This window comes from Chelativorans sp. Marseille-P2723, from assembly GCF_902809845.1.
In the GTDB taxonomy this organism is placed as follows: Bacteria; Pseudomonadota; Alphaproteobacteria; order Rhizobiales; family Rhizobiaceae; genus Chelativorans.
The window spans coordinates 510024-523932 of sequence record NZ_CADDWI010000008.1 but is presented as its reverse complement, the minus strand read 5'-3'; the positions used below and the strand labels follow the sequence as shown (position 1 = coordinate 523932).

Annotated in this window: 9 protein-coding genes and 2 tRNA genes; 6 read left to right on the top strand and 5 right to left on the bottom strand. The window is 58.8% G+C overall.

From position 1 onward, the window contains the following. Positions 1-35 precede the first annotated feature (35 nt). The gene (locus tag HUS57_RS04350) at positions 36-947 is read right to left on the bottom strand and encodes a LysR family transcriptional regulator (RefSeq protein WP_173931682.1); all 912 of its coding nucleotides are present in this window, start codon (positions 945-947) and stop codon (positions 36-38) included. Positions 948-1290: 343 nt separating this feature from the next. Beyond that, positions 1291-1367, bottom strand: a tRNA-Asp gene (locus tag HUS57_RS04345). A 200-nt stretch (positions 1368-1567) separates the two neighbouring features. Here HUS57_RS04345 and HUS57_RS04340 point away from each other — a divergent pair. Beyond that, positions 1568-1643, top strand: a tRNA-Val gene (locus HUS57_RS04340). Positions 1644-1823: 180 nt separating this feature from the next. Beyond that, positions 1824-2318, top strand: a complete 495-nt coding sequence (locus HUS57_RS04335; RefSeq protein WP_173931681.1) for a YetF domain-containing protein — start codon at positions 1824-1826, stop codon at positions 2316-2318. A 400-nt stretch (positions 2319-2718) separates the two neighbouring features. Here HUS57_RS04335 and rpsD read toward each other — a convergent pair whose 3' ends face one another. From rpsD to HUS57_RS04320, 3 genes are all read right to left on the bottom strand, one after another. Continuing rightward, entirely contained in the window at positions 2719-3336 is a 618-nt protein-coding gene (gene rpsD, locus HUS57_RS04330) for a 30S ribosomal protein S4 (protein ID WP_173931680.1), read from the bottom strand. A gap of 247 nt (positions 3337-3583) precedes the next feature. Beyond that, positions 3584-4390 carry a glutamate racemase gene (gene murI / locus HUS57_RS04325; protein WP_173931679.1) on the bottom strand — a complete coding sequence of 269 codons (807 nt, stop codon included), beginning with the start codon at positions 4388-4390 and terminating at the stop codon, positions 3584-3586. Positions 4391-4447: 57 nt separating this feature from the next. Next, positions 4448-5236 carry an RNA methyltransferase gene (locus tag HUS57_RS04320; RefSeq protein ID WP_173931678.1) on the bottom strand — a complete coding sequence of 263 codons (789 nt, stop codon included), beginning with the start codon at positions 5234-5236 and terminating at the stop codon, positions 4448-4450. Between the two features lie 140 nt (positions 5237-5376). Between HUS57_RS04320 and HUS57_RS04315 the strand changes: the two genes are divergently transcribed. The 4 genes from HUS57_RS04315 to HUS57_RS04300 all read left to right on the top strand — a co-directional run bounded on the left by HUS57_RS04315 (position 5377) and on the right by HUS57_RS04300 (position 13774). Then, positions 5377-6591, top strand: coding sequence for an NADP-dependent isocitrate dehydrogenase (locus HUS57_RS04315; protein ID WP_173931677.1), 1215 nt, complete (start codon positions 5377-5379; stop codon positions 6589-6591). A gap of 624 nt (positions 6592-7215) precedes the next feature. Then, positions 7216-11010 carry a vitamin B12-dependent ribonucleotide reductase gene (locus tag HUS57_RS04310; protein WP_173931676.1) on the top strand — a complete coding sequence of 1265 codons (3795 nt, stop codon included), beginning with the start codon at positions 7216-7218 and terminating at the stop codon, positions 11008-11010. A gap of 101 nt (positions 11011-11111) precedes the next feature. Beyond that, positions 11112-11312 (top strand): hypothetical protein, encoded by a 201-nt coding sequence (locus tag HUS57_RS04305; protein ID WP_173931675.1) that lies wholly within the window; start codon positions 11112-11114, stop codon positions 11310-11312. Then, complete coding sequence (locus tag HUS57_RS04300; RefSeq protein WP_173931674.1) at positions 11309-13774, top strand: ATP-binding protein; 2466 nt, start codon at positions 11309-11311, stop codon at positions 13772-13774. Before HUS57_RS04305 ends, HUS57_RS04300 begins: the two co-directional genes overlap by 4 nt. The last annotated feature ends 135 nt before the right edge of the window (positions 13775-13909 follow it).

Below are 13909 nucleotides of genomic sequence, written 5' to 3'. Positions count from 1 at the left end.
GGGAGGAAGATCATATCTTCCATTCTGGAAGCAATCTACCAACCCTGTTCCCAATGCGGCGTGTCGCGGTACCGCTCAACCAGTGTGTCGACGAGAAGCCGTACCTTCGTGGCTAGGTGGCGGCTGTGGGGATAAAGGATGTGAACATCATAGGGTTCGGTCTCAAACTTCTGCAGGATGCGCACCACGCGGCCATCGCGGATGGCCTCCCCCGCGACAAAACCGGGCACGCAGGCTATGCCAAGACCGGCTTCAGCCGCTCGAAGGCAAGCTTCGGCATTCGAATAGCGGATGCGCCCGTTCACGGCAATGTTGGCTGCTTCTCCAGCGCTGTTCCTAAAGGGCCAGCGTTTCACGTCGCGAAAGTTCGGATCAAGAATACAGCTGTGGCCGGAAAGATCGTCCGGCGCTTCGGGCTCACCGTGCTGCTCAAGATAGGACGGGGCCGCAACCGTCGCAATCCGGACCGCGCAGAGCCTGCGGATGATGAGACTTGAATCAGAGGGTCGGCCAACTCGCACCGCCATGTCGAAACCCTCTTCTACAACATTCACCACGCGATCGGTAAAGCTAACGTCGAGCTCAATGTCCGGATATTCTGCGGCGAACGCATTGAGCGCGGGGGCAAGTTCGACCACCCCAAATGTAAGCGGCGCAGTGACGCGAATCCGCCCCCGGGGCGATCGGGAGATATTCCGAATATCGCTGTCAAGGGCATCAAACTCATCGATCAGCGGCTTGAGACGCTCGTAATAGGCGCGCCCTTCCGCTGTGGGCTGGACCGAGCGCGTGGTGCGATTGAGCAACTGGACCCCGAGCTCAGCTTCGAGTCGCGAGACCAGCTTGGATGCTTGTCCAGAGCTGGTGCCGAGCTGCCCGGCGGCAGCAACGAAGCTGCCCATCTCGATAACAGCCATGAACATCCTGTCATGTTCGAAACGGTCCATGCTGACCCCCCTGCCGCTCATCATGAACTGCCGCACAGGCCCAATCAACGGGTTATTGGAGAGCAGGAACACGGCAGCGCATAAACGGCAAGGATCTGCCATCCAACCAACCCGCAGGAAGTAGGTGCCGCAGGCGCCAGCGTCGGCCGCTCATGCAGTAACATCTGCCAGAGACGCGGCCTGTGGTCGATCCCCTGCGAGACGAGCCCAGCCAATTCGCCGTAGGAACGGGCCGCCCACACGCGCGACTGGCTGAACGCGTACCGAAAAAGCGTGAGACTTTGCGGTTAGCAGCACCAGCCCAATTCGGATGTTTGGAAGAAGGGATCTCAGAAGGGTTAAGTGGCGCGAGTGACGGGGCTCGAACCCGCGACCTCCGGCGTGACAGGCCGGCACTCTAACCAGCTGAGCTACACCCGCGCACCAACGCGCCAAATGCACGTCGTGGCGGTCACTTAGGCACTTACGCGTTTGCTGTCAAGCGGTCTCAACAGGCATGTGCACAAATCCACGGCGGAATTACGCCGCAGTCCGCCCAGGGCAATTTTGACTTGCGATACCGCCGTGAAACGCCTAAACGAACGGACCTGGGATGTGGCCGCTTGCGGCCGTTTTCCTAAGGGCGATTAGCTCAGCTGGTAGAGCGCTTCGTTTACACCGAAGATGTCGGGAGTTCGAGTCTCTCATCGCCCACCATCTCCCTTGAAATGATTGAACCATCTGTATTTGTCGCTTTTTGCCGACCATTTGGTGCGCAAAGGTGCCGGAACATCGCCCACTATGCTGAGGTTCTGATGTCAGGCCGGCTGCCACCTAGTGCTTCGGCCACTCGATCGCTCTGGCGAGGCACAATTTTAATCATGTGAGGACTTTAACATGGAACTGGTCCCGTCTGATTGGCTGAAAGTGTTTGCACCGGAAACTCCGCTCCTCGAACTCATCGCCAGGGCTTTCGTTCTTTACCTCGGTATTCTCGCCTTCATGCGGCTGTTGCCGAGGAGGACGGGCGGGGAAGTGGCGCGTATGGACCTGATATTCATGCTGCTCATTGCAGAAGCTGCCACTCATTCTATGGGCAGCTACAGTTCGGTCGCAGACGGCCTGATCGTCATCATTGCCTTCATGGCCTTGGACTATGCAATAAATGCGCTCACCTTCTATGTTCCCGCGCTCGAAAAGCTGGTAACGCCGGGGCCGCTAACGGTGGTGCGGAACGGCAAACCACTCATGGACAACTTGCGCCGTGAGTTTCTCACCGAAGAAGAACTGACAAGCTATCTCAGGCAGCACGGCATGGACGACATCTCAACGATCAAGGTCGCTGTGATCGAAGGCAGTGGGAAGATATCGTTTGTGCCTCTTAAGGCATAGTTGCGATGAAGCGACATAGCCTTGGTGGCGGCTGGTCAAGGTGAGTTGGCAAGGCGGAAGTTCGGCCCGCCGGACGACTGCCTTCGTAAGGCTCGACGTAAGCCAAAAGTTAGCCGCAGAAGCTGTTCTAACCTGCCTGCTCCGGGTATGCTATGTGAATACTGATAGCCTCATAGGCTTACGCAGCCGAGCGTCAGGATTAGCGCTGGCTTTAAAGCAGCTCTTGCCAGGTTCGCTTGGTCCTCCCCGTGGCATGTACCACAAACTGGCATTGATCCTTGTCACAGCCCGCGTTGCGAGCTGTGTTCTGAAGCCTTGCTACACGGCTTTCCGGCAAAACAAAACGCCGGGCACCAACGGGAGCCCGGCGTTCTGAGAACCATAAATTTGTGAAGCCGGATCAGCGAGAGTAATACTCGATAACCAGGTTCGGCTCCATCTGGACCGCATATGGAACGTCGACCAGCGCTGGGACGCGCACATACTTGGCCACCATCTTGTTGTGGTCCACGTCGATATAGTCCGGCACATCGCGCTCAGCCAGTTGCACGGCCTCCAGCACCATCACGAGCTGCTTGGACTTTTCGCGAACCTCGATAACATCGCCTGGCTTACACCGATATGAGGGAATGTTCACGCGCCGGCCATTCACATTGACATGACCATGATTGATGAACTGGCGGGCGGCAAAGACGGTGGGAACAAACTTCGCGCGATACACGATCGCGTCGAGCCGCGACTCCAGAAGGCCGATCAGGTTCTCGGTCGCCTCGCCCCTGCGGCGGTTAGCCTCGTCATAGATGCGGCGGAATTGCTTTTCCGAGATGTCTCCGTAATAGCCCTTCAGCTTCTGTTTGGCGCGGAGCTGCTGGCCATAGTCGGAAAGCTTGCCCTTGCGGCGCTGGCCATGCTGACCTGGACCGTATTCACGGCGGTTGACCGGAGACTTGGGCCGTCCCCAGATGTTTTCGCCCAAGCGTCGGTCGAGCTTGTATTTTGCAGATTGGCGTTTGCTCATCGCATTCCCTTTCAGATAACACACCCGGAACCCCTTGTCCCAGGTGAAGGAAACGCGCCCTCCTCTGGCCCTCATTAAGGCCTGACAGGACATTGCCGCACGCAAGAGGCACTGCCCACGGGACACGTCACTAAGCACGGAAGGCACAAGGCCATCGCGCTGGCGGGGAAATAGGCGAGACCGGTATTAAAGTCAACAAGTGCAGAATGCCGAAAGCGAACATCCATAGGCCGGTTTCGCGATGATATCAGGGTTCCCTTGCCACGGCAAAACCGAAGCCGCCGACCAGCCTGCTGAGAGCGGGCGGCGGATTGCCCGAGGTGAAAAAGGCCAGGTCCAGCCCCTGCCGCTGCGGCTGCGGCAACTCCTGCGCCAAGGCCAACGCGCGCCGTGCAATGGCCTCGGAGGTGTCGATCCAGTCGACCGGCCAGGGCGCAGTCTTGCGCATGCGGTTGACGAGAAACGGGTAATGTGTGCAAGCAAGCACGACTATATCGGTGCGCCTGCCCTCTTGCTCCACGAAACAGGGAACGATCTCCTGACGCACCGCCGCCTCGTCGACAAAGCCTTCCCGCATATATTGCTCCGCCAGCCGGGCAAGATTTTCGCTGCCCACCAACCGGACATGGCAGCTTGCAGCATACTGGCCGATGAGATCCCTTGTATATTGCCGTCTCACAGTGCCAGGGGTAGCCAGCACAGAGACAAGGCCGGATCGGGTACGCTCGGCAGCTGGCTTGATGGCAGGCACGGTGCCGACAAATGATTGGCCGGGATAAGCTGCCCTCAGATCAGCGATGGCGAGCGTGGAGGCGGTGTTGCAGGCGATGACGATCAGCGCGGGCTCGAAACGGGCGATCAGCCTGCCGAAAAGCTCCACGAGCCGCGCCCGTAAAGCCTCCTCTTCCCAATCGCCATAAGGGAAAGCCGCATCATCGGCCACATAGACATAGGGATGCTCCGGCAGAACTATGCGAGCCTCCTTCACGACGGACAGCCCGCCGATACCGGAATCGAAGAACAGGATGGGCAGGGACGCTTGTGCATTTACCATTGCAGAAGCGCGCTCCGCGGTGCGCTAGCAGGATTGCGCAGAGGTCCTTCAGAAAGATCAGTCCTCTTCATTAACCACCCTGCCCTTCGGCTTGTTCGGCGAGAATTTTTCCAGACAGACCAGAACGCCGCGCAGCACCGCAAGCTCTTCCACCGTGAATGCCGGACGTGTGAAGAGGCCGCGCAGATTGTCCATCATCTTGGGCTTCTTGTCAGCGGTACGGAAATAGCCGCGTTCCGACAAAACTCGGTCCAGATAAGCGAACAGGCTGTTGAGATGTTCGCGAGTCGCTGGCGTCTGTCGATGATCGTAGGGCGACACGCCCTTTCCTCCGCCCTTCATCCATTCATAGGACATGAGGAGCACCGCCTGCGCGACATTGAGCGAAGCGAAGGCAGGATTGACGGGGAAGGTGACGATCTCGTCGGCCATCGCCACCTCCTCATTGGTAAGGCCCCAACGCTCGCGGCCAAAGAGGATGCCGGTCTTCTGCCCGGATGCATGGCGCGCGCGCAGATCGAGGGACGCCTCTTCCGGCCCACGGACTAACTTGAAATTATCGCGCGGGCGCGCGGTGGTGGCATAAATGAAATTGAGATCGGCCACGGCGCTTGAGAGATCGTCGAAAACGCGCACGGCATCGATGACATGGTCGGCGCGGCTCGCAGCCGCGCGCGCCTTCTCGTTGGGCCAACCGTCACGCGGCCGTACAAGCCGTAGCTCCGCGAGGCCGAAATTGGCCATCGCCCGCGCTACCATGCCGATATTCTCGCCCAGTTGCGGCTCGACGAGGATGATTGCCGGGCCTTCCGCGAGCAATTCGCGTTGTCTGTCTGTGCCTGCCATTTCCCGCTGTTAGCGTCTTCCGGATGCGTGGTAAAGCGGGCCTACACGCCTTTGCCAAGCGTTCAGGCAATGCTATAGGGGCGCCACTTCGAAAGTTGACCGGCGGCACGGCCGCCCTTTTTTCCGCAGAGAGGTTGGGCATGGCGAAGATCAAGGTGGATAATCCCGTCGTTGAACTCGATGGCGATGAGATGACGCGTATCATCTGGCGGTTCATCAAAGAGAAGCTGATCCACCCCTATCTCGATATTGACCTCAAATATTTCGATCTGGGGATTGAATCGCGCGATGCCACCAGCGACCAGATCACCATCGATGCCGCCAATGCCATCAAGGAATATGGCGTAGGGGTCAAATGCGCGACCATCACGCCGGACGAAGCCCGCGTTGAAGAATTCGGGCTCAAGAAGATGTGGAAGTCGCCGAACGGCACGATCCGCAACATTCTGGGCGGCGTGATCTTCCGCGAGCCCATCATCTGCCGCAATGTGCCGCGTCTGGTACCCGGCTGGACCCAGCCTGTCGTCGTTGGTCGCCATGCCTTCGGCGATCAATATCGCGCCACCGATTTCAGGTTCCAAGGCAAGGGCAAGCTCACCATCAAGTTTGTAGGCGAGGATGGCCAGACCATCGAGCACGAAGTGTTTGACGCCCCAAGCTCTGGCATTGCCATGGCCATGTACAATCTCGACGACTCAATCCGCGACTTTGCTCGCGCCTCCCTGAATTACGGTTTGCAGCGTGGCTACCCGGTCTATCTTTCTACAAAGAACACGATTCTGAAGGTCTATGACGGCCGCTTCAAGGATATCTTCCAGGAGATCTACGAGACCGAGTTCGAAGATGCCTTCAAGGAGAAGAAGATCTGGTACGAGCACCGCTTGATTGACGACATGGTAGCTTCGAACCTGAAATGGTCGGGCGGCTACGTCTGGGCCTGCAAGAACTATGACGGCGATGTTCAGTCCGACACGGTCGCGCAAGGCTTCGGTTCGCTCGGCCTCATGACCTCCGTCCTCATGACTCCGGACGGCAAGACCGTCGAGGCCGAGGCCGCCCACGGCACCGTCACCCGGCACTACCGGCAGCATCAGCGCGGCGAAGAGACCTCCACCAACTCCATCGCTTCCATATTCGCCTGGACGCGCGGCCTTGCGCACCGCGCAAAGCTCGATGACAATGCAGAACTGAAGAAGTTCGCAGAGACGCTGGAGCGCGTGTGCGTCGAAACCGTCGAGGCCGGCCACATGACCAAGGACCTTGCCCTTCTTATCGGGCCGGACCAGCCCTGGCTTTCAACGACCGGCTTCCTCGATAAGGTCGACGAGAACCTACAAAAAGCCATGTCGGCCTGAAAAAGCCCCCGGATAATTCAAAAAGGCGGCTTCTGGCCGCCTTTTTCTACTTTGGAAGCCCAGCGCAGAAGCTTCATCAGCGCCATCCCCGATATCCACACCCGGGGAACCCAAAATATGGTGTTCACAGAAGTTACGCCGCCGCTCCTTGACGCCCTGAACCGAGTCGCCTTTTATGGTTGTTGTGCGTCCATCATGGACGCGACCGGAAAGTGGGCAGTCGGTCAGTTTCCCAAACGGTGATCGTGCAAGTTCTTCCGTCCGTAGCCGCGAGGCGGAAGAAGGGTTCTCTTTTTGCGTTTTTCGCGGCTGGGGGCACTGGTCTTGAGCATGGATAAGGAATCGGTTAACACTACATTTAGTGTTTGCTTCCATGCCGCACACAAATTAGCAGTAAATTTCCCGTTGGAGAGCGACCACTCGAAGCGTCATCACGGACCAACCGGGTTCCAGGTAGTTCGTGTGGCTGAGGGGCCGCTCCAGCAGGATTGGGGAAAACGGTGAAAGGCTGCGCCAGCGCGGCGTTTTGCTGCCAGCGAAGGATTCGCGTTGTCCCCAAAGGCATTTGTGATGAGCAAAAGCTTGCTCGGGACGCTATATATATCGGGTCGAAAAGGAACGAAGATGCGCATCGAACGCCGGTTCACGAAGGAAGGCCAATCGCCTTACGCAGAGGTTGCATTCCGCAAGGCAACCAGCGAGATCCGGAACCCGGACGGCTCCGTCGTCTTCCGGCTGGACGATATCGACGTTCCGGCGCAGTTCTCCCAGGTGGCCTCCGACATCCTGGCGCAAAAGTATTTCCGCAAGGCCGGGGTACCCGCGCGCCTGAAAAAGGTGGAAGAGAATGACGTTCCTTCCTTCCTCTGGCGCTCTGTCGCCGACGAAGAAGCGCTTGCGGCACTGCCCGAGGGGGAACGCTACGGTTCCGAGCGGGATGCGCGCCAGGTGTTCAACCGGCTAGCGGGCACCTGGACCTATTGGGGCTGGAAAGGCGGCTATTTCGACACGGAAGCCGACGCCAGGGCCTTCATGGACGAGCTTGCCTATATGCTTGCCACCCAGCGCGTCGCGCCGAACTCGCCGCAATGGTTCAACACCGGGCTGCATTGGGCCTATGGCATCGACGGGCCCGGCCAGGGCCATTACTATGTCGATCCCTTTACCGGCAAGCTGACCAAGTCCAAGTCGGCTTACGAGCACCCGCAACCGCATGCCTGCTTTATCCAGTCCGTGGAGGACGACCTCGTGAACGAGGGTGGCATCATGGACCTTTGGGTTCGTGAAGCGCGTCTCTTCAAATACGGCTCCGGCACGGGCTCGAACTTCTCGGAGCTTCGCGGCGAAGGCGAGAAGCTTTCGGGCGGCGGCAAATCCTCGGGGCTTATGTCGTTCCTGAAGATCGGCGACCGTGCGGCGGGCGCCATCAAATCAGGCGGCACCACCCGGCGCGCCGCCAAGATGGTCATCGTCGATGTCGATCATCCCGACGTAGAAGCCTTTATCGACTGGAAGGTGAACGAGGAGCAGAAGGTCGCCTCGCTTGTCACCGGCTCCAAGATCGTGCGCAAGCATCTCGACGCCATTCTGAAGGCTTGCGTCAATTGCGATGGTGCTAATGATGACTGTTACGATCCGAAGATGAATCCAGCGCTAAAGCGCGAAATCAAGGCGGCGAAGAAGAACGCGGTACCTGAGAACTACATCAAGCGCGTCATCCAGTTCGCGCGGCAGGGCTACACCTCCATCGACTTCAAGACCTATGACACGGATTGGGATTCGGAAGCCTATCTCACGGTCTCTGGCCAGAACTCCAACAATTCCGTCTCGATCAAGGACGACTTCCTGCGCGCGGTCGAGAATGACGGCGAGTGGACGCTGATCCGCCGCATAGACGGCAAGCCGGCAAAGACCTTGAAGGCACGCGATCTATGGGACAAGATCGGCTATGCCGCATGGGCCTCCGCCGATCCGGGCCTGCATTTCAACACCACCATGAACGACTGGCACACCTCGCCCGAGGCCGGTCCCATCCGCGCGTCCAATCCGTGCTCGGAATATATGTTCCTGGACGACACGGCGTGCAATCTCGCCTCCATCAACCTGCTTGCCTATCGCGGCAAGGACGGCAAGTTCGACATCGAAGCCTATGAGCACTCCGTCCGGCTCTGGACGATCGTGCTCGAAGTCTCCGTGATGATGGCGCAGTTCCCCTCCAGGGAGATCGCCAGGCGCTCCTATGAATACCGGACGCTGGGCCTTGGCTACGCCAATATCGGCGGCCTGCTCATGACCTCCGGCATCCCCTATGATTCCGACGAGGGCCGCGCGATCTGCGGCGCGCTCACTGCCATCATGACGGGCGTGGCTTATGCCACCTCGGCCGAGATGGCCGCCGAGCTCGGCGCCTTCCCGGATTACGAGCGCAATGCGCAGCACATGCTGCGCGTCATCCGCAATCACCGCCGCGCCGCCCATGGCCAGATCGACGGCTATGAAAAGCTTTCCGTCAATCCCGTGCCGCTCGAAGCGCAGCATTGCCCCGACCCGGCGCTGATCGAACACGCCCGCGCCGCCTGGGACCGGGCGCTGGAGCTTGGCGAGAAGCACGGCTACCGCAACGCACAGGCGACTGTCATCGCGCCCACCGGCACGATCGGCCTCGTCATGGATTGCGACACGACCGGCATCGAGCCAGACTTCGCGCTGGTGAAGTTCAAGAAGCTCGCCGGCGGCGGCTACTTCAAGATCATCAACCGTGCCGTGCCGGAGGCCCTGCGCACGCTCGGTTATTCCGAAGCGCAGATTGCCGAGATCGAGGCCTATGCCGTGGGCCACGGCAATCTCAACCAGGCACCGGGCGTCAACCCGTCCACGCTCAAGGCCAAGGGTTTTACCGACGAGAAGATCGCCGCGCTCAACGCCGCGCTCGCCGCCGCCTTCGACATCAAGTTCGCCTTCAACCAATGGACGCTCGGCGCCGACTGGCTGAAGGAAACCTTCGGCTTCACGCAGGAGCAGCTTGACGATTTCTCGTTCGAGCTTCTGCCGGCGCTCGGCTTCTCCAGGAAGGACATCGAGGCAGCCAACATCCATGTATGCGGGGCGATGACGCTTGAAGGCGCGCCGCACCTCAAGGAGCAGCATCTGCCTGTTTTCGACTGCGCCAACCCTTGTGGCAAGATCGGCAAGCGCTTCCTCTCGGTCGAGAGCCATATCCGCATGCTTGCGGCCGCGCAGCCCTTCATCTCCGGCGCGATTTCCAAGACGATCAACATGCCGAACGAGGCCACCGTCGAGGATTGCAAGAACGCCTATATGCTTTCCTGGAAGCTGGCATTGAAGGCCAACGCGCTCTACCGCGACGGTTCCAAGCTCTCGCAGCCGCTTAACGCCTCCCTCATCGCCGATGATGAGGAGGATGAGGACGATGCGGTGGAAACGCTGCTTGCACAGCCCATGGCTGCCCGTGCCGCTCAGGTCACGGAAAAGATCGTGGAGCGCGTGGTGGAGCGCCTGGTGCGCGAGCGCGAGCGGCTTCCAAATCGCCGCAAGGGCTACACGCAGAAGGCGGTGATCGGCGGCCACAAGGTTTACCTGCGCACCGGCGAGTTCGACGATGGCCGTCTGGGCGAGATCTTCATCGACATGCACAAGGAAGGCGCCGCCTTCCGCGCCATGATGAACAATTTCGCCATCGCGATCTCCATCGGCCTGCAATATGGCGTGCCACTGGAGGAGTTTGTCGACGCCTTCACCTTCGTGAAATTCGAGCCGGCGGGGATGGTGCAGGGCAACGACGCCATCAAGAACGCCACCTCGATCCTCGACTATGTCTTCCGCGAGCTGGCCGTCTCCTATCTCGGCCGCACGGATCTGGCGCATGTCGATACGTCGGACTTCGACAAGACGGCGCTCGGCCGGGGCATCAATGAGGGCAAGGCGCTTCCCTTCTCCAAGGGTCTCATGCGCGGCGCCACGCCCTTCAAGGTGGTGAGCGGCAAGGGCGAGCCGAAGGGCGAAGCCGCACCGGCCTCTCCTGCCCAGGCCCGCACCGCGCCGACAGCCTCCGGCGGCTCCAATGTCCGCGCCATTTCCTCAGGCGCAACCGTTACGGCTCTGAAGCATGCCTATGCGGGGCTTCAGGAGGAAGCCACTGCCTTCCGCCGCGATTATGAGGAGCGCGCCCGGGAACTGGCCGAGGATGTGGCTGAAGAGGAAGGCGTGAGCGCCCTCTTCACCGACACGGCGGCCGAAGAGGCAGCAGAAGCCAAGAAGCTCGAATCCCAACGCCGCCAGCAGGCGATCATGCAGGGCTACACGGGCAACATGTGCTCCGAATGCCAGAACTTCACGATGGTGCGGAACGGCACCTGCGAGAAGTGCGATACTTGCGGCAGCACCAGCGGCTGCTCATGAGCAGAGTTGACGACGTGTGAGGAGGGCAACATAGTTTGTCCTCCTGCAGCCTAAATTGTCCGCAATGGCAGCTTGACGATGTCCCAAAGCTACGAAACAGCGTGAACGAGCAACACAACAACCCGCTTTCACCGACCGTCACGAAGGTTCTTGACGAGTATCTTGATACGTTGCTTGCTGATGAATCGCTGGGAGACGCAGTTGCAAAGCAGCTCGACGCACTCTTGCGAACGGGCAAGGTTCCGAAAATCGAGGATATTGATACGGCACTTTCCCCGCTACCCAAGGGGGGCGATGGGTGATCCGCATAAAGACCATTCATATCGAGGAGTTTCGCGGCATCCGGGAACTTGATCTTGATTTGGGCGGTGCAAATTTCGGGATTTGCGGACCGAATGGCACCGGCAAGAGCGGCGTGGTCGATGCCATCGAGTTTTGTCTCACCGGCAATGTCACGAGACTTTCCGGACAAGGCCAGGGCGAACTAAGCGTTAAAGGGCATGCCCCTCACGTCGAACATCGCAAAAACCCTGACAAAGCCAAGGTTGCGATTACTGCGACTATCCCTTCTCTCGGTAAGGATGTCACGATAACGCGCACCGTCAAGAATCCGCGTATCATGATCCTTACGCCCGCTGATCCGGCAGCGGAGGCAGTCTTTGACGAACTGCAATCGCACCCCGAGTTTGCCCTCTCCCGTCGTGAGATCGCCAAATACATTGTCACGCCACCCGCGCAGCGTTCCACTGACGTGCAGAATCTGCTGCGCCTTGAGCATATTGGAGGCTTGCGCAGAGCGTTCGTCAGCTACGCAAACATATGCAAACGGGAGGACGAGGAAGCGGAGCGCGCGCGGAAGCGTGCCGAAGACGACCTCAAGACGGCGCTCGGGCTTCCCGCGCTTGACCGGGAAAAAGTGCTGGAAAGAGCCAATGCGCAGCGCGGCATTCTTGGTTTGCCGACTTTGGCCGAGCTCACCCCGCAAACGTCTTTCAAGGAAGGTGCGCCAAAGGATGGGAAAGATTCCGAGAAACCCGGCATAGCAAAAGATGTCGCCCTTGCGGACCTTGCTGCGTTGTCCGCCGCCATTAAGGCAGCTGAACCCGCCACGTTGAAAGCGCATCGGGAAAGCGCCCTGTCAGCTTTGCGAAAGCTAAAGGAGGACGAAAGGGCTCTGTCGCTCGCCCGGTCGCATGGCTTCATTACCACCGGCCTGCAACTGGTTACGGAGGATGCCTGCCCTCTTTGCGACACGCCTTGGAACGCCGATGAGTTGCGCGAACACCTCAAGGCGAAGCTCTTGAGTGCCGAAGAGATGGGCACGCTGCTCGAAAGTCTTAACAAGGCGATCAGCGCAGTTATGGGCGGGATTGATGAACGGGCAACAGCGATCCGCAAGGCGGCTGACTACGCGGGGGCCCTTAATCCCTCCGTCCTGCGCGCCGAGCTCGATAGTTACGCCGAGGCCCTTAGTGACGTGAAGGCGTCGCTCAAGGCATTCCAGGAGGATCCTTCCAAGATTGAAGGAGCAATTTCTGCGCTGGAGAACAAGTGGTGGGAAGTTGGGAAAGAAGCGCAGGCACGACTAGACGAGACGCAAAAAGGCTTCACGGCTTTGCCCGACAGCTCGGCCAAGGACAAAGCGATTGCATTTCTCGCCGTCCTCCAGGATCGCTATGAAAGACTGCTCTCTACGACCAGAACCGCCAAGGCAATGGGCATGCGAAATGCCACAGCGCAGAAGGTGCATGACCACTACAATGCCGTTTCCAACAAGGTCCTCGAAGACATCTACGATGCCGTCGCCAAGGATTTTACCGACTTCTACAAGGCTATCAATGACGATGAAGGTAAATTTGTCGGTGAGTTGAAGGCCGAGCCGGCGAAACTCAGTTTCAATGTCGACTTCTATGGCAGGGGAACATTCCCGCCCGGCGCTTATCATAGCGAAGGGCATCAAGACGGTATGGGACTGTGCCTTTATCTGGCACTGATGAAGCACACGCTCGGCGACAAATTCAGCTTTGCCGTGCTCGATGACGTCCTTATGTCCGTAGATACCGGCCACCGGCGCGAAGTATGCCGCCTGCTCAAGACAAAATTTCCCGATACTCAATTCATTCTAACAACACATGATCGGGTGTGGCTGCAATATATGAAGACCGAGGGTCTGATCCAGAAGGGCCAGTTCTTCGGCGGCTGGAATATCGAAACAGGACCTCGCATTTGGGATGATACTGACGTCTGGACCGAAATCCAGGAGGCTCTGGACAAGGATGATGTGCCACGCGCCGCTGCGTTGATGCGCCGTTATCTTGAATATATCTCTGCCGTTCTTGCCGACAATTTGCGGGCGCAGGTCGAGTATCGGGGCGATGCGAATTACGATCTTGGCGACTTGTTGCCGTCTGTGCTCGACCGATGGAAGAACCGTCTGGAGAAGGGAATCAAGTCCGCAGCACATTGGGACCACGACGAGACCAAGGCGGCGCTGGAAGCAAAATTGGCGGAAGCCACGATGCTGATTCAGAAGACCAATGCCGAGCAATGGGCGATCAACAAGTCCGTGCATTTCAACGAGTGGGAAAACTTCACGAGGACCGAGTTCAAGGAGGTGACTGACGCTTTCAAGGCGTTACTTGGCCATATTCGCTGTCAAAATCCGAAATGCGGTGGCTATCCCTACCTCACACCACGCAAAGGGGCTTCGGAACAGCTTCGCTGTAGCTGCGGGAGCATCAACGTAAATCTCAAAACCAAGTAGGAAAGTAGCGTCGTCAGATCGATGACGCCGAGAACTTTCGGTTAGCGCGCTGTACCATCCACTTGTCCAGTGTACGCCTTCGGGACATATGTATCGTCAACTGCCACCCTCATGGCGCAGTGGTGGCGATTAACG

Bases quoted from the DNA above. Each gene is read 5' to 3' on its own strand.
- HUS57_RS04310 (WP_173931676.1), top strand. From the start codon at position 7,216: ATGCGCATCGAACGCCGGTTCACGAAGGAAGGCCAATCGCCTTACGCA.
- HUS57_RS04335 (WP_173931681.1), top strand. From the start codon at position 1,824: ATGGAACTGGTCCCGTCTGATTGGCTGAAAGTGTTTGCACCGGAAACT.
- HUS57_RS04320 (WP_173931678.1), bottom strand. From the start codon at position 5,236: ATGGCAGGCACAGACAGACAACGCGAATTGCTCGCGGAAGGCCCGGCA.
- HUS57_RS04315 (WP_173931677.1), top strand. From the start codon at position 5,377: ATGGCGAAGATCAAGGTGGATAATCCCGTCGTTGAACTCGATGGCGAT.
- murI (WP_173931679.1), bottom strand. From the start codon at position 4,390: ATGGTAAATGCACAAGCGTCCCTGCCCATCCTGTTCTTCGATTCCGGT.
- rpsD (WP_173931680.1), bottom strand. From the start codon at position 3,336: ATGAGCAAACGCCAATCTGCAAAATACAAGCTCGACCGACGCTTGGGC.
- HUS57_RS04350 (WP_173931682.1), bottom strand. From the start codon at position 947: ATGGACCGTTTCGAACATGACAGGATGTTCATGGCTGTTATCGAGATG.